This window comes from Mycobacterium sp. IS-1496 (assembly GCF_001499995.1).
Classification (GTDB): domain Bacteria; phylum Actinomycetota; class Actinomycetes; order Mycobacteriales; family Mycobacteriaceae; genus Mycobacterium.
This window is the reverse complement of sequence record NZ_LQIU01000006.1, coordinates 44,600-65,518: the sequence shown is the minus strand read 5'-3', so window position 1 is coordinate 65,518 and position 20,919 is coordinate 44,600. Positions and strand designations below refer to the sequence as shown.

Here is a 20,919-nt window from a genome sequence, read left to right as displayed (position 1 = left end):
GTCCTGTGATGCCTCTCCTACTTGGCTTTCCAGACCGGTTGACGCTTTTCGGCGAAGGCCAGCGGCCCCTCCTTGGCGTCCTCTGACTTGAGCACCGCGCGCATCTCCTGCGCGGTGCGGGCCCATGACGGTTCCTCGTCGGCGATCACGCCGTCCTCGGCGCCGTAGGCCACGCGCTTGCTGGCCCACACCGCCAGCGGTGCGTTGACGGTGATGCGTTCGGCCAGCGCGACCGCTGCCTCCAGCACGGTGCCGTCGGGCACGACCTCGTTGATCAACCCCCACCTCAGCGCGTCGGCCGAGGTCATCGGCTCACCGGTGAAGATCATCTCCATCGCGACCTTGCGTGGCAGGTGGTCCACGATGCGGAAGACCCCGCCGGCCGCGGCCATCAGACCCCGCTTGACCTCGGGCAGACCGAATTTCGCCCGTTCCTCGGCCACCACCAGATCGCTGGCCAGCGCCAGTTCCGTTCCACCGCCGAGCGCGGTGCCGTTGACGGCGGCGATCGTCGGCTTGTCGATGAAGTGGTGGACGTAGCCGGCGAATCCCCATTCCGGATGCTCGGGATGGTAGAGGTTCTCGCGGCGGTAGATCGCCTTGAGATCGGCGCCCGCACAGAACGACTGGCCGTTGCCGGTCAGCACCACCGCACGCACCTCGGGGTCGTCCTGCGCCTGCTGCAGCGCATCGCCGACGGCGGTGCTCACCGCGCCGTTGACGGCGTTACGGGCCTCGGGCCGGTTGAGTGTGATGACCAGTACGTCATCGTTCCTGCCCCGCCGCTCGGTGAGTGCGGCGGGCGCCGTCGACGTTTCGGTCACAGCAGTTCGAGGATGGTGGCGTTGGCCTGGCCGCCGCCCTCGCACATGGTCTGCAGGCCGTACTGGATGTTGTTGTCCCGCATGTGGTACAGCAGCGTGGTCAGGATGCGCGCACCCGAGCCGCCGAGCGGGTGGCCGAGCGCGATGGCGCCGCCGTTGGGGTTGAGCTTGTTCTCGTCGGCGCCGATGTCCTTGAGCCAGGCCATCGGAACGGGCGCGAACGCCTCGTTGACCTCGAACGCGCCGATCTGGTCGAGGCTCAGCCCGGACTTCTTCAGCGCCTTCTGGGTGGCCGGGATCGGCGCGGTCAGCATGATGACCGGGTCGGCGCCGGCCAGCACCGCGGTGTGCACCTTGGCCAGCGGCTTGAGGCCCAGATCCTTGGCCTTCTCCGCCGACATGAGCAGCAGTGCGGCCGAACCGTCGGAAATCTGGCTGGAGTTGCCGGCGTGGATCACGCCGTCCTCACGGAAAGCGGGCTTGATCTTGGCCATCGACTCGACGGTGCCCCCGCGGCGGATGCCGCCGTCTTCGAGCACGACCGTGTCGTTCCCGTCGGCGTCCTTGGTCTCGATCCCGACGATCTGGTCCTTGAACGCACCGGAATCCTGTGCGGCGGCGGCCTTCTCGTGCGAACGCAGAGAGAACTCGTCGAGCTCGGTGCGGCTGAGGCCCCACTGCTCGGCGATCATCTCGGCGCCGACGCCCTGGTTGGGGGTCTTGTCGTAGCGGGCCTTGAACGACTCGCCGTAAGGGTTGCCGCCGTTGGCCAGCGACGAACCCATCGGGGTCCGCGACATCGACTCGACGCCGCCGGCGACCACCACGTCGTAATGACCGGCCACCACGCCGGCGACGGCGAAGTGCAGCGACTGCTGGCTGGAACCACATTGGCGGTCGACGGTCACACCCGGGACGGTCTCGGGCCAGCCGGCCGACAGCACCGCGGTGCGCGCGATGTCGAGGGCCTGCTCACCGGCCTGCATGACGCAGCCCCAGATGACATCGTCGACCAGCGCCGGGTCGACGCCCGCGCGCTGCACCAGTCCGTTGAGCACCTGGGCGGACAGTTCGGCCGGGTGCACACCCGACAGTCCGCCGTTGCGCTTGCCGACGGGCGACCGCACTGCCTCGACGATGACGGCTTCAGCCATGACACTTCTCCTTCGAAGTCGGATACCGAACCACACACTTGGACACGACGGTAGAGGACAAGGTTTACTAGGTCAACCTACTGGTTGGTGGGGCCGGCTTGCCGCAGTCCAGCCTGTCCAGATGGTTTACTGAGTTGTACAGCTGGCCGCCGGCCGGCGTGGCGCGGACCCGGGAGATCAGGTGGCTCGAACGACACCGCTGGCCCCCATGATCGGGGCGAGCCCTTCGACGACCGCTGTGCGCTCCCCCAAGACGGCGGAACTGGTGGCCGGCACCCTGCGCCGCATGGTCGTCGACGGCAAGCTCAAGGAGGGCGACTTCCTGCCCAACGAGGCCGAGCTGATGGCCCACTTCGGCGTGAGCAGGCCGACGCTGCGCGAGGCGGTGCGGGTCCTCGAATCCGAGCGCCTCGTGGAGGTCCGGCGCGGTTCGCGTACCGGCGCCCGGGTGCGGGTGCCCGGTCCGGAGATCGTCGCGCGCCCGGCGGGGCTGCTGCTGGAGTTGTCCGGCGCGACGATCGCCGACGTGATGACCGCCCGCTCCGGCATCGAACCGATGGCCGTGCGGTTGCTCACCGAATCCGGTGACACCGCCGCCTTCGACGAACTCGAGCGGACCCTCGACGAGCACGTCGCGCACAGCTGGCAGTCCGGCCGGCTCGCCGAGACGACCGGAGACTTCCACCGCCGCATGGTCGAGCTGTCCGGCAACGCCACGCTGACCATCATGGCCGGCATGCTCCACGAGATCACCGTGCGCCACACGGCGTTCGCGATGAAGGAGAGCAACCCGCCGTCGAAGGCCGATTACGAGAAGCTGATGCGCTCCTACCGCAGGCTGCTGCAGCTGATGCGGTCCGGTGACGGCGCGGCGGCCGAGGCGCACTGGCGCAAACACCTCGACACCGCACGCGCGCTGCTGCTTCAGGGCCTGGAGACGGTGAAGGTCCGCGACGTCATGGGCTGAGCGGCCTCACTGCGCGGATTCGCGATCTGACCGCACTCTCGGCGCGCCGTCGGCGTCCTTGCGCCACGTCACATGCACCGGGATGTCGTCCGACCACGGCTGACCGGTCACCATGTCGGCCACGTTGACGTAGCCACGCTCGAACTCGCCGGTGGCGGCGTCGACCAGGCGGTACTCCTGCCGCTGCCGGTGGATGGGTTGTGCGTCGAGCAGGATGACGCGCACCTCTCCCGGTTCGAAGTGACAACGCTTGTGCATGGCCGCGATCAGCTGCTCGTTGTGCATGTGGCCGTCGCCGAAGTTCCAGCCGACGGCGGTGCTGCACAACCGTTCACCCTCGGTGATGACGTAGTCGTCCTGGTTCCGTCCGGCGAGCGCGTTGTGCACCAGGGTCAGCAACGCCTTGCCGTGCGAGTTGAAGCCCCGGAACGCATATCCCTTGTAGAGGTAGATCATCGCCTGCTCAGGGCTGCCGTAGACCTTCTCGAGCTGGGAGGCGGGCATGCTGGCGATGGCCACGAGCCCGCGCTCGATCTTCTCGTTCGCCGACGGCTTGATGCACCACCACGAGGTGTCCCAGTTGCCCGCGTAATACCGCATACCGGGCAGGAACGAGATCTTGCGGGGGAACAGGTTGCCGAGCGCGACGGTGACGGCCAGCACGGCGAACAACACCGCGGGCAGCGGCGTGCTCATCTCGGACAGACCGAGTTCGGCGTGGCCGACGAACAACGTCACCACGCAGAACATCATGAAGACGTTCCACTCCAGCGGCACGCCCATCGGAATCGCCGACAGGATGCCGAAGTGGAAGATCAGCATCACGAACGCCGCGATCGCCGTCGGCCAGCCGCCGTGGCTGAACAGCAGCGCCAACGGCACCAACATCTCGACGGCGGTGCTGAAGTGGGCGATGAACCTGGAGACGCGGCCGGGCCGCAGGTCGTCGGGGAACTTCTCGAAGAATCTGCGCTTCAACGACTTCGTCCGGATCAGCGGATTGTTCGACATCATCGTCGAGATCACGAACGGGAAGTGCTTGTTGAGTTTCGAGGTCGCCGCGCCCATCCAGATCGCGACGCAGACGAGCTTGGCCGCCAGCAGCATGTCCACGCCGTAGCCGACGAACAAGAAGGCGACGGTGAAGGAGCCGTAGACCTCACCGCGCGCGGCCAGGAAGATCACCTTGTCGCGCAGTCCCAGCACTGCCAGGAGCCCGAGGATGGTCCAGATCTGCCAGAGCGGCAGCACACCGACCGTCGTCCCCAGCGCGGGAACCGGCCCGGTGCCGCCGGAGAACAACGCGGTCAACAGCACCACGAGCAGCGCCCCGTAGAGCACGACGTCGACCGGGGTGCGGGTGTCGCCCTTGGTCAGCCGCACCCGGTCCGGCCACGGAGGTAGGCGGATGGTTCCTGGCCGCAGCCAGTACAGGATCGACCCCATCGGCGGGAAGAACCGGTTGTTCAGCGGGCCGAACCCACAGCCGAGGCCGACGACCTCGAACAGCATCGTGTACAGCACGACCTTCTGGAACACGATCGGTTCGGTCCACCACTGCGCCACGTCGGTGAAACCGTCGACGCCGGGGGTGGCCAGCGCGAACAGCCAGCCGCCGAGGATGTAGAGCAGGATCTTCGCGACGTAGAACAGGTGCATCACGACGGGCGTGCCGAACCCGACCTCGGCCCAGTGGCGGGCCATCGGCCGGATCTTCTCCGAGCGCGTGCCCTTGCTCCACTCGGCGAAGTCGACGACGGGCATGTCGGGCTTGAGAAATCCCATGCCCCAAAGATTAGAACGTGTTCTAGTCTCGCGGAACGGGTTGTGGGATGTCCGCGCCTATGTCAGGCGCCGGTCTTGGCCGGCGGGCTGTAGAAGATCGCCAACTGGCCGACGCCGCCGGCGAGGCCCAGGGCCAGCGCGATCACCAGACCCCACCAACCCTGCACCACGTCCCACACCGCCGTGCCGTGGAAGAGGGCGTAGTCCAGGCTGAGCCTGCCCGGCCCGATCGCCGGGATGGCGACCGCCGCGGCGGCGAGGACGAGGTTGTACTCCCAGCCCTCCTTGACGATGAAGAAGCCGTTGGCGCGGTGCACGGTCCACGCGGCGACCAGCATCAGCGCGACGAACCCGGCGGCAGGCACCGGGGTGAGCAGGCCGAGGGCGAGTCCGATGCCCGCTGCCATCTCCGTGGTGGCGGCGACCCGGGCGTGGAACATGCCCGGCTTCATGCCGATGCTGTCGAACCACCCGGCGGTGCCGGGTATCCGGCCGCCGCCGAAGAACTTGTTGTAGCCGTGCGCAGCCATGGTCAGGCCGAGCACCACTCGCAGGATCAGAACGCCTGTATCCGAGGCCCAGTCGTAGGCAGTCATGTAACAGAATCTAGGCCATGTGTTAAGCCGGGGACCACCCCACCGGTGCCTACGCGCGTCTGTCCAGCGCGCCGGCCAACCGGGACACGTACGCGTCGATGTCCCCCACGGCCGACTCGGCGGCGTGCACGCTGACCGCGACGGTGTCGCCGATGCCGTGAACGCCGTGGGTCAGCCCCATCATCGGCGACACCGACGGACACCCGGTCGTCAGCACCACCGGGGCACCGCCGAAGTACAGGTCGGCGGCGCCGCGGTGGACGCTGGAGACGACGGTGTTGCCGGTCGCCGTCGGTGAGCGCACCGACGGGTCGAAGGCGCGGACGCCCCATCGGACCAGCGGGGCGGGCACGGCGGCCGACGCCAGGGCGGCGGCCCGCATCCCCGGGTGTGCGGCCCGCTGTCTGCGTTGCGCCAACTCCTCGGCGATGCGCGCTCTGCGCTCGGGGTACGGCAGGTCCGGGTGCAGCCCGACCCCGACGTTGCCGAAGTGGTTGTTGGCCCGCCGCGGCCCCGGGCCGGCCATCGGCACCTCGGCGCCGAGAGAGGACGGATCGTCGCCCAGTTCGCGCAGATGGTCGGCCAGCGCCCGGGAGACGGCCGCCAGCACCCCGACGGTGACCGTGGCAGTGCCCAATGCGGCGCGGCGGCGGATCAGGACCCGCAGCCCCCGTTCTTCGGCCGGGAGGGCGTTGCTGCGCAGCGCGGGGCGCGGATCAGCTTGTGCGGCAACCACTCCGGCATCCACATCGCGCATCAGCTGCCGGTGGCCGCGGGCCGCGCGGACCGCCCGCACCGGAAGCGTCGCGGTTTCCCACGGCGCGACCGGCACCGCGTCGACCGGCGTGGGCCTGCCGAACAGCCACGCCGCCAACGCCGCGGACCGCTTCCCGTCGGCCAGCGCGTGCGACATCTGCACCACCGCCACGGTGCCCTCACCCTCGACTCCGGGCACTCCCCGCACCGCGGTGAACACGTGCAGGCGCCAGGCGGACGTCCGCGCGTCGAGTTGGTCGGCGGTCAGCGCGGAGACCGCGGCCAGGCACTCCGGCCAGTCGGCGACGGTGTGCGTGCGCACTTGTCCGACGTCCACGCCGCCGTCGGCCCACTCCGGATACGTCAGCCGACCCCGGTCACGCACCCGCAGCCGCAACTCCCCGCAGGCCCGGGCCCGGTGGAGCACCGCGGCGAGCGTGCGGGGCGGATCCCGCGGCACCCCGGCGAAGCAGTAGACCAGGAACTGGTCGTCCGGCATCTTGGCCGACATCCAGTGATTCTGGGCGTCGACCGCCGCGAGCCGCCGCGCCGTCATAGCGTCCGAGGTTAGGCTTCGCCGCATGCTTCCGGCCAGCAGCAGCACCGGGGTGGCGCTCGTCACCGGCGCGTCATCCGGGATCGGCGAGCAGATCGCCCGCGAATTGGCAAGGCGCGGATACGGTCTCGCGCTCGTCGCCCGCCGCGGCGACCAGTTGCGGGCGCTGGCCGACGAGCTCGGCCCCACCGCGCACGCCCTGCCCACCGACCTGTCGCGCCCGCAGGACCGCGCCGCCCTGCCGGACCGGATCGGCGCTCTCGGCGTCGAGGTGGACATCCTGGTCAACAACGCGGGCATGGCGAACCTGGGCCCCGTCGCGGCGGCCGATCCGGCGGCCGAGCTGAGGCTGGTCGAACTCGACGTCGCCGCGGTGGTCGACCTGTGCAGCCGATTCGTCCCGGGGATGGTCGCGCGCGGCCGGGGCGCGGTGCTCAACGTCGCCTCCGTCGGCGCGTTCGGCCAGGTGCCCGGGCAGGCGACCTACGGTGCGGCCAAGGCGTTCGTGCTGTCCTACACCCACGCGTTGCACGAGGAGTTGCGCGGGACCGGCGTCTCGGCGGCGACCCTGTGTCCGGGACCGGTCCGCACCGGCTTCGGCGAACAGGCCGGTATCCCGGACGACGAGGCGGAGAAGATGCTGCCGAAGTTCCTCTGGCGCGGTGCCGACGAGGTGGCCAGGGCGGGGGTCGACGGGTTGGCGGCGGGGCGGGCGGTCATCGTTCCCGGAACGCCGAACCGGGTCGCCGCGGCGCTCAACCACCTTGCCCCCCGGCGGTTGCTCCTGCCCATGCTGGGCCGCACCCACCCCGGTGTGAAGCGCTCCTAGCGGACGGTCCCGATGAAGTCGACGACGTGGTGGCCGACCACGTCGGGTTGGTCGAGCTGCAGGAAGTGCCCGGCGTCGTCGACGACCGCGGTCGCACTCCCCTCGGGCAGCACCCGCTGCACCCAGGGCGTGAAATCGGCTGTGGCGCAACCGTCGTCGCGGCCGTGCAGGTACAGCGTCGGCAGTGCGGGCGCCGACAGCCAGTGCCGGTGCAGCTCGGCGTACTGCGCGGGTGGCCGAGTGTTGCGGACGGTGTCGCGGTAGTAGCCGAGCGCGGCCCGCCACCGCCGGCGCGCGCCGATGGCCGCGTCGACGTGGCGCACGTCGTCGGCGGCGTGATAGCCGGGTGACCACTGCCGCCACAGCCGGGGCACCACCCACGACGCGGACCGGTCCGGCAGCCAGGGCAGCTGGAAGTAGAAGATGTACCAGCTGCGCAGCATCTGCCGGGGCAGTTGGGCGGCCAGCCGCAGCCCGTTCGGCACCTTGCCGAGCGGCCGGAACGCGGCGGCCGGCGGCACCGACATGATGACGGCCCGCTCGAACGGGCTGTGCGGCATCGCCGCCAGGCCGGTCCCGGCGATGGCGCCCCAGTCGTGTCCGATGATGACGTCACGACCCGTCGGCCCCGCCGCGGCGAGCACCCGCAGCGCGTCGTCCATCAACGCCCCCACGTGGTAGCTGCGGTCGGACGGCACCGACGACGGCACGTAACCGCGCATGAACGGCGCCACCACCCGCCAGCCGGCCCCGGTCAGTGCCGGGGCCAGTTTCCGCCATCCGTATGCGGTGTCGGGGAACCCGTGCAGGCACAGGGCGACCGGGCCGTCCTGCGGGCCCCAGACCAGCGCCCGCAGTTGCCCCGCGGGGGTGGCCACCTCCAACCAGCGCGGCGTCATCAGATCGGCTGGAATTCGGAGATCCGCCACTGGTCGCCGACCTTGTCGAGGGTGACCCGCACGCTCGAGGCGGTGTTGGTCGGCGGCTCGGCCCCGACGGTCACCGTCTGGTTGACGAACAGCAGCACCACCGCGTGATCGGCCTCCGCGCTGACCGATGCGGCCGCGGGGACGTCGGTGACGGCCGAGATCTGCTTGTCCTTGGCCCCCGGTACGACGACCGTGTCGATCAGCGAACTGTAGGTGTCGCGGAAGGAGCCGGTGAGCTGCTCCTTGGCGGCCCCGAGTTGTTGTTCGACGGTCTGCGGCTCGTAGGTGAGCATCGAGATCGCAATGCTGCGGGCCGCGGCGACCGAGTCCTCGCGCGCCCGGTCCGTCTCGTCGGCCGTGGAGTTCCGCCAGAACAGGTAGCCGGCGGCGATCGCGAGAACCAGCGCGAGCGCGGGCACGACACCGAAGGCGACGATCCGCGCCCACGACCGCGAGCGCCGGGCAGTGGCCGGTGTGGCGGCCGCGGTGTCGTCGGCCCCAGTGTCGTCGGCCCCAGTGTCGTCGGCCGTCGTCTCGGCAGTGGTCTCCTCGACCGCGGTCGACTCGGGTTCGAGCTGCTCGACCGTCGTCTCTTCGTCCTTCGGGGTGCCGGTCACTGTACGAACTCCACCTGGGAGACCTTGGCGCCGTCGCCGACCCGTTGCACGGTGAGCCGCATGCGCCACGCGCGCGGCGCCTGCTCGGGTGCGCCGGCGTTCGACGACTTCACCGTGACCGACACCAGCACCTCCGCCTCGTCGCCGGAGATCGACTCCACTCCGGCCTCGCCGAGGGCGCCCACGGACTTGGACTTCGCCTCCTTGACCACCTCGAGGAACGGTTCGGCCCGCTTCTGGAAGTCGTCGTAGAAGGTGCCGGTCGCCACGTCGAGCACCCGCTGCACGTCGGCCTCGGCCCGCTCCCAGTCGATGGTCGTCAGGTTCTGCGCGGCCTGACGGCCCACCTGGAGGAAGAGCTCCCGCTCCTTCTGGTCCTGGTTGTTCTGGTAGGCCCGGTACCCGAACCAGCCGGTCAGCGCGGCCAGGGCGACGACGAGCGCGAGCCCGGCGACGAGCACCTTCCGTACCGACGAGACACCGTCCGGGCCGGAGTCGGCCGGTTCGGCGGGTTCGGCCGGTTCGGCGGATCCGGCGGATTGGGCGGCGGGGTCGACCGCGGGCTCGTCGTCGGCACCCGCGGTCGGTTCGCCGTGGGGGGCGGGGGCATCGTCTGCCATGTCTGCTCCTCTGCGGCACCCGGGATCACCTCATCCCGGCCTTCCGCCAAACGTTACGTGGCGGGCCGCGGGTGTCAGTCGGCGACGTGCCGCACCGCTCAGGCGGCGACGACGGCCTCCTCGAGTTCGGCGATGATGATCTTGCGCATCCCCAGCATCGCCTTCGACGCCGCCGCCGCCCGCACCGGGTCGGGGTCGTCGAGCAGTTCGGTGAGACGGTCGGGCACGATCTGCCAGCTCACCCCGAACCGGTCCTTGAGCCACCCGCACATCGACTCCTCGCCGCCGTCGACCAGGCGGTCCCAGTAGTAGTCGACCTCGTCCTGGTCCTTGCAGGCCACCGTGAACGACACCGCCTCGGTGAACGGGAACTGCGGACCGCCGTTGATGCCGATGAACCGGGTGCCGTCCAGGACGAACGTCCCCGACACCACTTCCCCGGTCGGCCCGGGACACGCCTCGGTGAAGCGGCTGAAACTCTCGACCGCGGAATTGGGGAACACCGACGTGTAGAAGGCGACGGCCTCCTCCAGGTCGTTGTCGAACCAGAGCGACGGGGTGATCTGCGGCATCGGGACTCTCCTTGCTTCTCGGGTACGCCTGTAACGACCGCCCGCGGCGAGCGAACTCATCGCGGTCGGCGTGATCGGCCGCGAGTAACGTGACGCCCGTGTCCGTGAGTACCGCAGAGACCGTGTCGTTCCGGGGTGCAGAAGGGCTCACACTCGTGGGCGACGAATGGAACCGCGGCGCGGAGTCGGCCGCCGACCGGCCCACCGTGCTGATGCTGCACGGCGGCGGCCAGAACCGCTTCTCGTGGAAGAAGACCGGGCAGATCCTGGCCGACGCGGGGCTGCACGTGGTGGCGCTCGACAGCCGGGGCCACGGCGACAGCGACCGCTCACCGGAGGCGAACTACTCGGTGGAGACGCTGTGCGCGGACACGTGCGAGGTGCTCGAGCAGATCGGCAGGCCGGTGGCGCTCATCGGCGCGAGCATGGGCGGGTTGACCGGCATCCTGGTCGCCCGTGAGGCGGGTCCGCAGCGGGTGACCCAGTTGGTGCTCGTCGACGTCGTGCCGCGCTACGAGAAGGACGGCAGCGCCCGCATCCGCGACTTCATGGTCAACCACGTCCACGGATTCGACACGCTGGACGCGGCGGCCGAGGCCGTCGCCGCCTACCTGCCGCACCGCACCAAACCGAAGAGCCCGGAGGGGCTGAAGAAGAACCTGCGCCGGCGCGACGGGCGGTGGTACTGGCACTGGGATCCGGCGTTTCTGACCAAGCCCGGCGACGATCCGTTCATCCGGGTCGAGAAGCTCGAGCAGGCCGCGGTGGAGTTGACCGTTCCGATCCTGCTCATCCGTGGCAAGCTCTCCGACGTGGTCAGTCCCGAAGGGGTGCAGGAGTTCCTGCGCATGGTGCCCGCGGCGGAGTTCGTCGAGCTGTCCGACGCCGGGCACACCGCCGCCGGTGACGACAACGACGCGTTCACCGAAGCCGTCGTCGGTTTCGTCAGCCGGTGACCGCCGGTCGTCGCACCGCCGGGTTCGACTTCCTCGAACAACCGGCGCTCCCCGCCCCGCGCGTCAGCGAAGCCCAGGCGCGCCACATCCTCGCCACGCACTACGGCATCGACGGCGACGCCGTCTCCCTGGGCAGCCAGCAGGACAAGAACTTCCTGGTGCGCGGCACCGACACCGGTGAGGTGGCGGGCGTGCTGAAGGTGGCCAACCCCGCCTTCAACGCCGTCGAGATCGCGGCGCAGGACGCGGCGGCGACACTGATCGCCGAGGCCGAACCCGCGCTGCGGATCGCGGTGCCGCTGCCCAACTCCGACGGCGCCGAGGTCACGACGGTCGACGGGCTGCTGGTCCGGTTGCTGCGGTACCTGCCCGGCGGCACGCTGATCGACGCCGGACATCTCGGTCCGGCCGCGGTCGCGGGGCTCGGCGAGGTCGCGGCGCGGGTCAGCCGGGCGCTGGCCGGGTTCGGGCACGAGGGCCTCGACCGGGTCCTGCAGTGGGATCTGCGGTACGGCGCCGACGTGGTCGCCGCGCTGATCGGCCACGTCGCCGACCCGGCGCAGCGCGAGCGGGTCTCGACCGCTGCCCGCGAGGCCGCCGAGCGCCTCGACCGCGTCGCCGACGCACTCCCCCGCCAGGCCGTGCACCTCGACATCACCGACGCCAACGTCGTCGTGACCCCGGCGGCCGACGGCACCCGCCGCCCCGACGGGGTGATCGACTTCGGCGACCTCACCGAGAGCTGGGCGGTGTCGGAGCTGGCGATCGCCGCATCGTCGGTGCTGGGGCATCCCGGAACCGAGCCCGTGTCGATCCTGCCCGCGGTGCGCGCGTTCCACGCCATCCGGCCGCTGACGGACGCGGAGATCGACGCGTTGTGGCCGATGGTCGTGCTGCGGACGGCGGTGCTCATCGTCAGCGGCGCCCAGCAGGCCGAACTCGACCCGGACAACACGTACGTCACCGAACAGTCCGCCGGTGAGTGGCGGATGTTCGACCAGGCGATGTCCGTGCCGATGGACGTGATGACCGCGATGTTGCGCGCCGAGCTCGGCGTCGCCGCGCCACGTGCCGAGGTCACCGCCGCCGCGCCGATGGTCGGTGCGGAAAACGTTGTCACATTGAATCTCTCGACAACGTCGGAGGTGTACGACTTTGCGTTCATCCCCGGTGGCTGGCTGTCCGAAGGCGTCGAGGACGGGCTCGCTGCAGACGCGGTCGCGCGCGGAGCGACGCTGGTGCTCACCCGCTTCGCCGAGCCGCGCCTGACGCTGGCGCCCGCGTTGAGCCAGCGCAGCGCCGACGTGGTGCCGACCGGAGTCGGACTGTGGCCCGCCGAGGCGCTCACGCTCGTGGCGCCCTGGGACGGTGAGGTGACGGCCAGCGGCGAGGACGGTGTCACACTGCGCGGTAGTGACTTCGAGGTGATGGTGACCGGCGTGCGTCCCGCCCTCGTGACCACGGATGTACGGGCCGGCGATCCACTCGCTCACGCCGACGCCGCGCGGTGGTCCGAGGTCGCGGTCCGCCCGGTCGGTGCGGTACCCGCGCCGGCGCTGGTGCGTCCCGAGGTGGCGTCGGGGTGGTTGGCGCAGGTATGCGATCCGCGGCCACTGCTCGGTCTGCCACGGGAGGCGCCGGACTCCCCCGTCGCCGACCTGGTCGAGCGGCGCGACCGCAGTTTCGCGCCGGTGCAGGAGCACTACTACCGCAGGCCACCGCAGATCGAACGCGGCTGGCGGCACTACCTGATGTCGACCGCGGGTCGCTGCTACCTCGACATGGTCAACAACGTCACGGTGCTGGGGCACGCCCATCCACGGGTGGCCGACACCGCGGCCAGGCAACTGCGCAAACTCAACACGAACTCGCGGTTCAACTACAGCGCGGTCGTCGAGTACAGCGAGCGGCTCGCCGCCGAACTGCCCGACCCGCTCGACACCGTCTTCCTGGTCAATTCCGGTTCGGAGGCAAGCGATCTGGCGATCCGGCTGGCGCTCGCCGCCACGGGACGCCGGGACGTCGTCGCGATGCGCGAGGCGTACCACGGCTGGACCTACGGCACCGACGCGGTGTCCACCTCCACCGCCGACAATCCCAACGCGCTGGCCACCCGGCCGGACTGGGTGCACACCGTGGAGTCGCCGAACAGCTTCCGCGGCAAGTACCGCGGGCCCGACGTCGGCCGCTACGCCACCGAGGCCGTGGCGCAGGTCGAGCAACTCGTCGCCGACGGTCGCGCGCCGGCCGGGTTCATCTGCGAATCGGTGTACGGCAACGCCGGTGGCATGGCGCTGCCCGACGGGTACCTGCGGCAGGTGTACGCGGCGGTGCGCGGCGCAGGCGGTCTGGCGATCGCCGACGAGGTCCAGGTCGGTTACGGCCGTCTCGGACACTGGTTCTGGGGGTTCGAGCAGCAGGGTGTGGTGCCCGACATCGTGTCGATGGCGAAGTCGACCGGCAACGGCTATCCGCTCGGCGCGGTCATCACCAGCCGGGCGGTCGCCGAGGCGTTCCGCTCCCAGGGCTACTTCTTCTCCTCGACCGGCGGCAGCCCGCTCTCATGTGCGATCGGTCTGACGGTGCTCGATGTGCTGTGCTCAGAAGATCTGCAGGGCAACGCCGTTCGGGTGGGCGGACAGCTCAAGGCGCGGCTGGAGGCACTGGGCGAGAAGCACCCGATCATCGGCACAGTGCACGGGGTCGGGTTGTATCTCGGCGTCGAGATGGTGCGCGACCGCGAGACGCTGGAGCCGGCGACCGAGGAGACCGCGGCCATCTGCGAGCGCATGCTCGAACTCGGCGTCGTCATCCAGCCGACCGGCGACCATTCGAACATCCTCAAGACCAAACCACCGCTGTGCATCGACACCGAGTCCGCCGACTTCTACGTCGACGCACTCGACCGGGTGCTCACGGAAGGGTGGTGATCGCATGACCGGACCCGAGATCGCCGCCGTGGTACTCGCTGTCGTCGCGGCGGCCGAGGCGGTCGGCCTCGTCACGCTGTGGGTGATGTTCACCCGGACCCGCGATGAGGCCGACGAACTGCGCGCCCGCGTCGACACCAGGAGCATGCTGCTCAGCGGCGGCCGCGAAGCGGTCAAACACGTGTGGCAGACCGCGAACCTGGTGCGCGAGAGGGGTTTCGGCGGCGCGATCAGTTCGTCCATCGAGGACCTCGCCGACTGGTTCGCCGTCGAACGCCCCGACCTGGCGCGGCTGGCACCCAACGGCAGGGTGACGATCATGTTCTCCGACATCGAGGATTCGACGGCGCTGAACAACCGGATCGGTGACCGGGCCTGGGCGCGGCTGATCGGCAGGCACGCCCGTTCGGTGGAGCGGCATGTGAAGGACCACGAGGGTCATGTGGTGAAGAGTCAGGGCGACGGGTTCATGGTGGCGTTCGCCTCACCCGAGAACGCGGTGCGGTGTGCAATCGCCCTGCAGCACTCGCTGCGCCGACGGCCGAACGGGATCCGGGTGCGCATCGGGATCCACACCGGCAAGTCGGTCCGGCGCGGCGAGGACCTGTTCGGCCGCAACGTCGCACTGGCGGCGCGGGTGGCCGCCGAGGCCGACGGCGGCGAGATCCTGGTCAGCGAGGCGGTGCGCGATGCGCTTTCCGACGCGGACGGGGTGGCCATCGGCGACGGCCGCGAGGTCTCGTTGAAGGGTTTCTCGGGCAAGCACCACGTGTACGCGGTGACCGGTCAGCGCGGCGGTTCGGATTCGTCGAGCCGCTGATGCAGACGCGCCCGGATGTCGTCCGGCGTGTAGGCCCGGCGCCGACGCTGATCGCGCGCCACGAAGGCCCCGCCGGCCACGACACCGGCGACACCGGCCAACCCGACCCACTTCCAGACGCTGCGCATGCCATGAGTGTGCCTAAGCTGCGCTGGTGAACGCCAACACCGTGTCGCTGGCCCGGGCGCTCGACGACACCCGCACCGGGGACGTCTGGCTGTTCCGGGGTGTGTCGGGACCCGACCGCGCGATTCAGGCGATGACGAACGCGCCGGTCAACCATGTCGGCATGACCGTCGCGATCGACGACCTTCCGCCGTTGATCTGGCACGCCGAACTCGGCGACAAGCTGCTCGACATGTGGACCGGCACCCATCACCGCGGCGTGCAGCTCAACGACGCCCGCGAGGCCGTCGAGCGGTGGACGCAGACCTACGGTCAGCGGTGCTGGCTGCGGCAGCTGACGCCGGAGGTGACACGCGCACAGGAGGACCGGATGCTGCGGGTGATCGCCCGCATGGACGGCACCCCGTTTCCCAGCACCGCGCGGCTCACCGGGCGCTGGCTGCGCGGCCGCCTGCCCGTCGTCAGCGACTTCACCCGCGGACTGCCCTACGTGCACCGCAGGGTCCGTGAGTCCGCCGAACGCGCCAGGGCACGCAAGCGAACGGCGCTGCAGACGGCGTACTGCGCCGAGACGGTGGCGATCACCTTCGAGGAGATGGGTCTGCTGGCCACCGAGAAGCACGACAACTGGTTCGACCCGGGATCGTTCTGGAGCGGGGACGACCTGCCGCTGGCCGGCCCGTACCGCCTCGGCGCCGAGATCGCGGTCGTCGGCTAACGGCGTCGCCCGGCGAGCAGGAGCGGCAGCCGCACCACCGCGAGGATCTGGTTCATCCGCCGGCGTCGGGCACGCATCTTGATCATCAGCCGCACCCCGATGCCGAGCGCGGCGACGACCACGACGATCCACAGTGTCGCCGCCACCAGATAGATCATCTCGACCGCCGTCACGGGGTCGAGCGTTCACGGTTCCCGTCGCGATCAGGTCACGGGCGCGACACACGTCGGCGGCTGATGCTCATCCCAGCGACAACCCGGCGTAGATCTCCTCGAGCAACGGCGCCAGCATCGCCTGTGCGGTGGTCCTGCCATCGGGCGACAGCGTGAGGTTCGTCCAGATCACCAGGGTGACGTCATTGTCCGGGTCGTATCCCATGAACGAATTGAAGCCGGGCAGTTCCCCGCCGTGGTAGAACATCGCGGCGTTCGGGCCGAACCGCTGATAGGAGATCCCGTACCCGTACTGCTGACCGTCGGGAGTGTCGGGATCCTCGGGTCGCAGGCTAGCCGTCCACTGCCGGTGGTGGTCGGCGTCGAAGACCTTGCCGGTGACGAGCGCCTTCATCCAGGTGGACAGGTCGGCGGCGGTGGAGATCGCCCCACCCGCCGCGGTGGCGTACGAGGGGTTCTGGTCTGTGTAGTCGACGGGTCGCAGTGTCCCGGCGCGGGCGGCGGCCTGCATGTCAGCCGGATACGGGTCGTCGGCGAGGGCGTAGAAACTGCCGCCGTACATGTAGCCGTGCGAGTAGGGCCTGGGCATGGCCGTGTCGTCGGCGGCGGGCAGGGACGTCTGGGTGAGTCCGGCGGGAGCGAACAGCCGGTCGTGGAACTGCTCGGCCAGGGGTCGGCCGCCGGCCTTCTCGGCGATCAGACCGAGCAGTGCGTAGTTGGTGTTGCTGTACTCGTAGGCGGAGTCGGGCGCGAACTGCGGTGGATGCCGGAACGCGATGGCGAGTACCTCCGCGGGCGTCCAGGACTTCTGGGGCTCGGCGTCCATGACGGCCGCCAGCGCGGGGTCTGCGGTGTACCCGTAGAGGCCGCTGCGCATGGTGAGAAGCTGTGCGACGGTGATGTTCTCACCGTTCGGCACGTCCGGGACGTAGGTGGTGACCGGGTCGGTGAACGCCACCTTGCCGTCCTGCGCGAGTAGCACGATCAGCGCCGCCGTCATGGTCTTGGTGTTGGAGGCGATGCGGAAGTGGGTGTCGGCGGCAGGCGGATCTTGGGTGCCGAGTTCGGTGGTGCCCGCCGCGGCGGTGAACCGGCCCCGGGGCGTGTGGATGAGGACGAACGCGCCGGGCACCGTCAACTCGTCGGCGAGCCCGTCGACGAGCTGCTGGAGGGCCTGCGGGTCGATGGTGCGCAGCGCGGAGGTCTGCGGTGCGGAGACCTCCGGTGCGGAGACCTCCGGTGCGGAGGTGGACGAACAGCCGAGCAGGAGCGCCGCCACACCGGCCGCGATGCGCAGCGATGTCCGGGTTCTGCCGTGCTGGGGAACGATCATCGTCGCGCCACCGCCTCTGAGCTGGGCCCCTGGGCCGGACGTTACCTCCGGCGGACGCTCACCGCCGGGTTTCGACCCAGGCGGCCGCATGCGGCGAGGGTCCGCATGCACCACGGGTACGTCGACGACGCGCCGTGGGGTCCGTTCGCCGCCGCGACCAGCCTGCTGACGCTGCAATTCCTCCCGCCGGACGAACGGCGCCGCACCGCGGCGAAGGTGCGGCGACGGCTGGCGCGCGGGGCTCCGTTCGTCGTGATGCACCTGAGTTCTCCGCAGCGCGACGAGGCCGAGCGGGAGTCGTGGATGCGACGTCACGCCGCGAACCTGGTGGCGTCGGGGATCGAGCCCGTCGACGCGGAGAGTGCGCGCACCACGATCGCGAAGGATGTTCCTGTGCTGACACCCGAGCAGGGTCGGGCGATCCTGCAGGACGCCGGCTTCGCCGATGTCACCGAGTTCTTCTCGGCGTTCACCTTCCGTGGGTGGGTCGGCTACGCCTGACGGTCAGGCCGCCCGCCCATACAAGCCGACGATGCGTCAGCAATTGTTGACGAGCTGCGACGGTGCATTCCCGGCCGGGACGGTCCATAACTACACCGCCGCCGCGGCAGCGGGGGGTCAGTTGATTTTCGCCAGCGCGACGGAAATCGGAGGAAGCATCGGGCATCCGAATGTGCCTGTGAGCGCGAGTCACGCCTCGTGTCCGCGGTATCCGCCCACGCGCCGCTAATCGTCTTTCACTGCACGTTGAAGCAGGGCTCGACCGGATCACGCCACCGACAAACGTCATGACGATGAGCTACTCGATCGCGGCGCGAACGATCTCGACGACACGCCTCTCGGTAACGTCGTCGAGGCCGTCGAAGTACCGGGCCGCGGGAATCAACTGCCCGTCCTTGCCCCCGGCGGACTTGAGCGTGGCTTTCTCGCTCACGCCGAGAGTCATCACGTCGTCGTTCCGGAAGAAGATGAGAACGGGACTGCTCGCGGACTTGGCGTAGCCCGGCATGCCGTACCAGATTCGCGGCTTGAGCTCGGGCGCAGCGGAGACGATCACGTCGTGCAGGCGTTGCATGACACCTCGCCTCGGCTCATCCATTGCCGCGATCTTGTCGAGGACCTGATGGAGGTTCTTGTCGTCCTTGTTCGCCACTGTCATGTCCTTTTCGTCAGCCGATGGATTCATCGGCGCAATGGAGTTGACGCACCATAAGGTGCAGCACCCCATCGAGGACATGTCCTGACCAGCTCAGGCCCCTCCGCAATGATTCAGGTGATCGTCACCTGGAAGCGCGCACGGACATTAACACGCGACTACACGTTGAAGCGGAACTCCACCACGTCCCCGTCGGCCATCACGTAGTCCTTACCCTCCATGCGGACTTTGCCCGCCGCCTTCGCCGCCGCCATCGAACCCGCCTCGACGAGATCGTCGAACGACACGACCTCGGCCTTGATGAAGCCCTTCTCGAAGTCGCTGTGGATCACGCCTGCGGCCTTGGGCGCGGTATCGCCCTGGTGGATGGTCCACGCGCGCGCCTCCTTCGGGCCCGCCGTGAGGTAGGTCTGCAGCTTCAGCGTGTGGAAACCGGCACGCGCCAGCGCGTCGAGCCCGCGTTCGGTCTGCCCGATCGACTCGAGCAGCTCGGCGGCCGACTCGTCGTCGAGCTCCTGCAGTTCCGCCTCGATCTTCGCGTCCAGGAACACGCAGTCGGCCGGCGCCACCAGCTCGCGCAGTTCGGTCTTGCGCGCCTCGTCGGTCAGCACGGTCTCGTCGGCGTTGAACACGTAGAGGAACGGTTTGGTGGTCATCAGATTCAGTTCACGCAGCAGCGTCGCGTCGAAACGCGCGCCGAACAGCGTCTTGCCGGAGTTCAGCATCTCCTGCGCCGCGACGGCCGCGTCGAGGACGGGCTTGCGGTCCTTGTGCGTGCGGGCTTCCTTCTCCAGCCGCGGCACCGCCCGCTCGAGGGTCTGCATGTCCGCGAGGATCAGCTCGGTCTCGATCACCTCGATGTCGGACTTCGGATCCACCTTGCCGTCGACGTGGACGACGTCGTCATCGGCGAAGACCCGCACGACCTGGCAGATCGCGTCACATTCGCGGATGTTGGCGAGGAACTTGTTGCCCAGTCCCGCACCCTCCGAAGCGCCCTTCACGATCCCGGCGATGTCGACGAACGTCACCGGCGCAGGCACAATCTTGTCGGAATGGAACATCTTCGCGAGCGCGTCGAGCCGGGGGTCCGGCAGGGCGACCACACCTTCGTTGGGCTCGATCGTCGCGAACGGGTAGTTCGCCGCGAGCACGTTGTTGCGCGTCAGCGCGTTGAACAGAGTCGACTTACCGACATTCGGCAGTCCGACGATTCCCAGGTTGAGCCCCACAGGGACCACAGTCTGCCAGAGCGCGGCAGGCGCGCCCGCGCGCGCTGGACGCGCGCACTCCGAATGAGCCGGTACGGTCTACCTGTGTCCGGACAGCGCGCACGGTCGGCAGTACCGGCCGACCATCGCTCTGTGCACCCACTCTTCCCAGGTCTGCCGTGGTGGGGTGCGGTGGTGCTGGCGTTCACCGTCACCGCGGTCGGCTTCGCGTTCGACGCCGGTTCCGGCAGCCGCGAACTGGGGTCGGTCTTCTCCGCCTGCTACGTGCTGGGATGCCTGCTCGCCGTCCTCGCCGTGCGCCAGTCGGGCATCTTCACCGCGGTGATCCAGCCGCCGCTGCTGCTGTTCGTCACCGTGCCCGGTGCCTACTTCCTGTTCCACGGCTCGGAGATCGGCGGCCTCAAGGATCTGGCGATCAACTGCGGCTATCCCCTCATCGAGCGGTTCCCGCTGATGTTCTTCACGTCCGCGGCGGTCCTGCTCATCGGCATGGCGCGGTGGTATCTGGGGATGTCGTCGCGCCGCGCGACGGCCACCTCGGAGACGCCCACCACGGCCAAGACCACAGCCAAGGCCAAGACCGCTCCGGCCGCCGCGGCGGCCAGCGGCCTGGTCACGGCGCTCAAGAGCAAGGTGTCCGGGCTCATGGCACCCCCCGGCGCATCCGCGGCCGCGACGGGCGACCAGGACGAGGAGACGCCGCGGCGGAGGCGCAGCAGCGACCGGCCACGGCGCGCCGCCAAACCGGCTGCCGAGCGGACGCGTTCGAGCCGTGACACCGCCCGCGGCGCCGCGGCGCGCAAACCGGCGAAGCGGACCGGCACCGCGTCACGCGCGCGGCACAACCGCCCGCCCGACACCGAGATCATCGAACCGGTCGTCGACCGGCCGCGCCGGTCCCGTTCGGCGCCGCGCACCTCGGAGTCCCCCGAACCGCGCAGGCGGTCCCGCGCGCAGGAGCCCCGCGAGGCCAGGGAACCGCGGGAACGCCGGGAACCGCGCGAGTCGCGCAAGCTGCCGCCGCGCGAACGGCGCTCGACCTACGATCGTCCGGAACGCCGGCCCGAACGCACTCGCCGATTCGACGACTACGAGCCCTACGAACCGCTGGAACCGCACACCCGCAACGGAAACGGCAACGGCAGCCACCACCCGATCTCCCGGGTGCGCTACCGCGGCGCGGACGAGGACGACCAGCGCAGCGAGTACCGCAGCACCCCGCGCGCACGGCGCAGCTGGGACGCCGACGCCTGGGAGTACGACGTCTGAG

Annotated in this window: 22 protein-coding genes; 8 read left to right on the top strand and 14 right to left on the bottom strand. The window is 69.8% G+C overall.

The window, feature by feature from the left end; translation table 11 throughout:
• Positions 1-17: 17 nt before the first annotated feature.
• Together AU195_RS04615 and AU195_RS04610 are read right to left on the bottom strand one after the other, a co-directional pair.
• Positions 18-824: a crotonase/enoyl-CoA hydratase family protein gene (locus AU195_RS04615; protein ID WP_059157886.1), complete on the bottom strand. Its 807-nt coding sequence runs from the start codon at positions 822-824 to the stop codon at positions 18-20.
• Positions 821-1,978: a thiolase family protein gene (locus AU195_RS04610; protein ID WP_059157885.1), complete on the bottom strand. Its 1,158-nt coding sequence runs from the start codon at positions 1,976-1,978 to the stop codon at positions 821-823. Before AU195_RS04610 ends, AU195_RS04615 begins: the two co-directional genes overlap by 4 nt.
• 181 nt (positions 1,979-2,159) lie before the next feature.
• On the opposite strand from AU195_RS04610, the gene AU195_RS04605 reads away from it, so the two are divergent.
• Entirely contained in the window at positions 2,160-2,945 is a 786-nt protein-coding gene (locus AU195_RS04605; protein WP_059094342.1) for a FadR/GntR family transcriptional regulator, read from the top strand.
• 6 nt (positions 2,946-2,951) lie between these two features.
• Here the strand turns inward: AU195_RS04605 and AU195_RS04600 are convergent, their stop codons facing one another.
• The 3 genes from AU195_RS04600 to AU195_RS04590 all read right to left on the bottom strand — a co-directional run bounded on the left by AU195_RS04600 (position 2,952) and on the right by AU195_RS04590 (position 6,638).
• A complete protein-coding gene (locus AU195_RS04600; RefSeq protein WP_059157884.1) occupies positions 2,952-4,730 on the bottom strand; it encodes a DUF3556 domain-containing protein in 1,779 nt (592 codons plus the stop codon).
• Between the two features lie 62 nt (positions 4,731-4,792).
• Positions 4,793-5,326: a DoxX family protein gene (locus AU195_RS04595; RefSeq protein ID WP_059157883.1), complete on the bottom strand. Its 534-nt coding sequence runs from the start codon at positions 5,324-5,326 to the stop codon at positions 4,793-4,795.
• A 49-nt stretch (positions 5,327-5,375) separates the two neighbouring features.
• The gene (locus AU195_RS04590; protein WP_059157882.1) at positions 5,376-6,638 is read right to left on the bottom strand and encodes a WS/DGAT domain-containing protein; all 1,263 of its coding nucleotides are present in this window, start codon (positions 6,636-6,638) and stop codon (positions 5,376-5,378) included.
• Positions 6,639-6,663: 25 nt separating this feature from the next.
• Between AU195_RS04590 and AU195_RS04585 the strand changes: the two genes are divergently transcribed.
• Complete coding sequence (locus AU195_RS04585) at positions 6,664-7,467, top strand: SDR family NAD(P)-dependent oxidoreductase (RefSeq protein WP_059157881.1); 804 nt, start codon at positions 6,664-6,666, stop codon at positions 7,465-7,467.
• Here the strand turns inward: AU195_RS04585 and AU195_RS04580 are convergent.
• The 4 genes from AU195_RS04580 to AU195_RS04565 form a co-directional block, all read right to left on the bottom strand.
• Entirely contained in the window at positions 7,464-8,366 is a 903-nt protein-coding gene (locus AU195_RS04580; RefSeq protein ID WP_059157880.1) for an alpha/beta fold hydrolase, read from the bottom strand. The genes AU195_RS04585 and AU195_RS04580 overlap by 4 nt on opposite strands.
• Complete coding sequence (locus AU195_RS04575) at positions 8,366-9,013, bottom strand: Rv1363c family protein (RefSeq protein ID WP_059157879.1); 648 nt, start codon at positions 9,011-9,013, stop codon at positions 8,366-8,368. The genes AU195_RS04580 and AU195_RS04575 overlap by 1 nt, the downstream gene beginning before the upstream one ends.
• On the bottom strand, positions 9,010-9,633 hold the full coding sequence (locus tag AU195_RS04570; protein WP_059157878.1) for an Rv1363c family protein: 624 nt from the start codon (positions 9,631-9,633) through the stop codon (positions 9,010-9,012). The genes AU195_RS04575 and AU195_RS04570 overlap by 4 nt, the downstream gene beginning before the upstream one ends.
• A 98-nt stretch (positions 9,634-9,731) precedes the next feature.
• A complete protein-coding gene (locus AU195_RS04565; protein WP_059157877.1) occupies positions 9,732-10,205 on the bottom strand; it encodes a VOC family protein in 474 nt (157 codons plus the stop codon).
• Positions 10,206-10,294: 89 nt separating this feature from the next.
• Between AU195_RS04565 and AU195_RS04560 the strand changes: the two genes are divergently transcribed.
• Genes AU195_RS04560 through AU195_RS04550 form a run of 3 tightly spaced genes read left to right on the top strand, consistent with a single transcriptional unit; the run spans position 10,295 to position 14,911 of the window.
• Positions 10,295-11,161, top strand: coding sequence for an alpha/beta fold hydrolase (locus AU195_RS04560; protein WP_502687314.1), 867 nt, complete (start codon positions 10,295-10,297; stop codon positions 11,159-11,161).
• Positions 11,158-14,091 (top strand): aminotransferase, encoded by a 2,934-nt coding sequence (locus AU195_RS04555; protein ID WP_059157876.1) that lies wholly within the window; start codon positions 11,158-11,160, stop codon positions 14,089-14,091. The genes AU195_RS04560 and AU195_RS04555 overlap by 4 nt, the downstream gene beginning before the upstream one ends.
• Before the next feature lie 4 nt (positions 14,092-14,095).
• The gene (locus AU195_RS04550; protein ID WP_059157875.1) at positions 14,096-14,911 is read left to right on the top strand and encodes an adenylate/guanylate cyclase domain-containing protein; all 816 of its coding nucleotides are present in this window, start codon (positions 14,096-14,098) and stop codon (positions 14,909-14,911) included.
• Here the strand turns inward: AU195_RS04550 and AU195_RS25615 are convergent.
• A complete protein-coding gene (locus AU195_RS25615) occupies positions 14,878-15,039 on the bottom strand; it encodes a hypothetical protein (protein ID WP_157531026.1) in 162 nt (53 codons plus the stop codon). The two genes, AU195_RS04550 and AU195_RS25615, sit on opposite strands and share 34 nt — an antisense overlap.
• 41 nt (positions 15,040-15,080) lie before the next feature.
• Between AU195_RS25615 and AU195_RS04545 the strand changes: the two genes are divergently transcribed.
• Positions 15,081-15,755 (top strand): guanylate cyclase, encoded by a 675-nt coding sequence (locus tag AU195_RS04545; RefSeq protein WP_082702963.1) that lies wholly within the window; start codon positions 15,081-15,083, stop codon positions 15,753-15,755.
• Here AU195_RS04545 and AU195_RS25610 read toward each other — a convergent pair.
• Together AU195_RS25610 and AU195_RS04540 are read right to left on the bottom strand one after the other, a co-directional pair.
• The gene (locus tag AU195_RS25610) at positions 15,752-15,928 is read right to left on the bottom strand and encodes a hypothetical protein (RefSeq protein ID WP_157531025.1); all 177 of its coding nucleotides are present in this window, start codon (positions 15,926-15,928) and stop codon (positions 15,752-15,754) included. The two genes, AU195_RS04545 and AU195_RS25610, sit on opposite strands and share 4 nt — an antisense overlap.
• Positions 15,929-15,995: 67 nt before the next feature.
• A complete protein-coding gene (locus AU195_RS04540; RefSeq protein ID WP_059157873.1) occupies positions 15,996-17,261 on the bottom strand; it encodes a serine hydrolase domain-containing protein in 1,266 nt (421 codons plus the stop codon).
• A 105-nt stretch (positions 17,262-17,366) separates the two neighbouring features.
• Between AU195_RS04540 and AU195_RS04535 the strand changes: the two genes are divergently transcribed.
• On the top strand, positions 17,367-17,762 hold the full coding sequence (locus tag AU195_RS04535) for a class I SAM-dependent methyltransferase (protein WP_286149128.1): 396 nt from the start codon (positions 17,367-17,369) through the stop codon (positions 17,760-17,762).
• Between the two features lie 298 nt (positions 17,763-18,060).
• On the opposite strand, the gene AU195_RS04530 is transcribed toward AU195_RS04535, so the two are convergent.
• Entirely contained in the window at positions 18,061-18,420 is a 360-nt protein-coding gene (locus AU195_RS04530) for a DUF1801 domain-containing protein (protein WP_059157872.1), read from the bottom strand.
• A gap of 155 nt (positions 18,421-18,575) precedes the next feature.
• Complete coding sequence (gene ychF, locus AU195_RS04525; protein WP_059157871.1) at positions 18,576-19,649, bottom strand: redox-regulated ATPase YchF; 1,074 nt, start codon at positions 19,647-19,649, stop codon at positions 18,576-18,578.
• Positions 19,650-19,733: 84 nt separating this feature from the next.
• Between ychF and AU195_RS04520 the strand changes: the two genes are divergently transcribed.
• On the top strand, positions 19,734-20,918 hold the full coding sequence (locus tag AU195_RS04520) for a DUF6542 domain-containing protein (RefSeq protein ID WP_059157870.1): 1,185 nt from the start codon (positions 19,734-19,736) through the stop codon (positions 20,916-20,918).
• Position 20,919 lies beyond the last annotated feature (1 nt).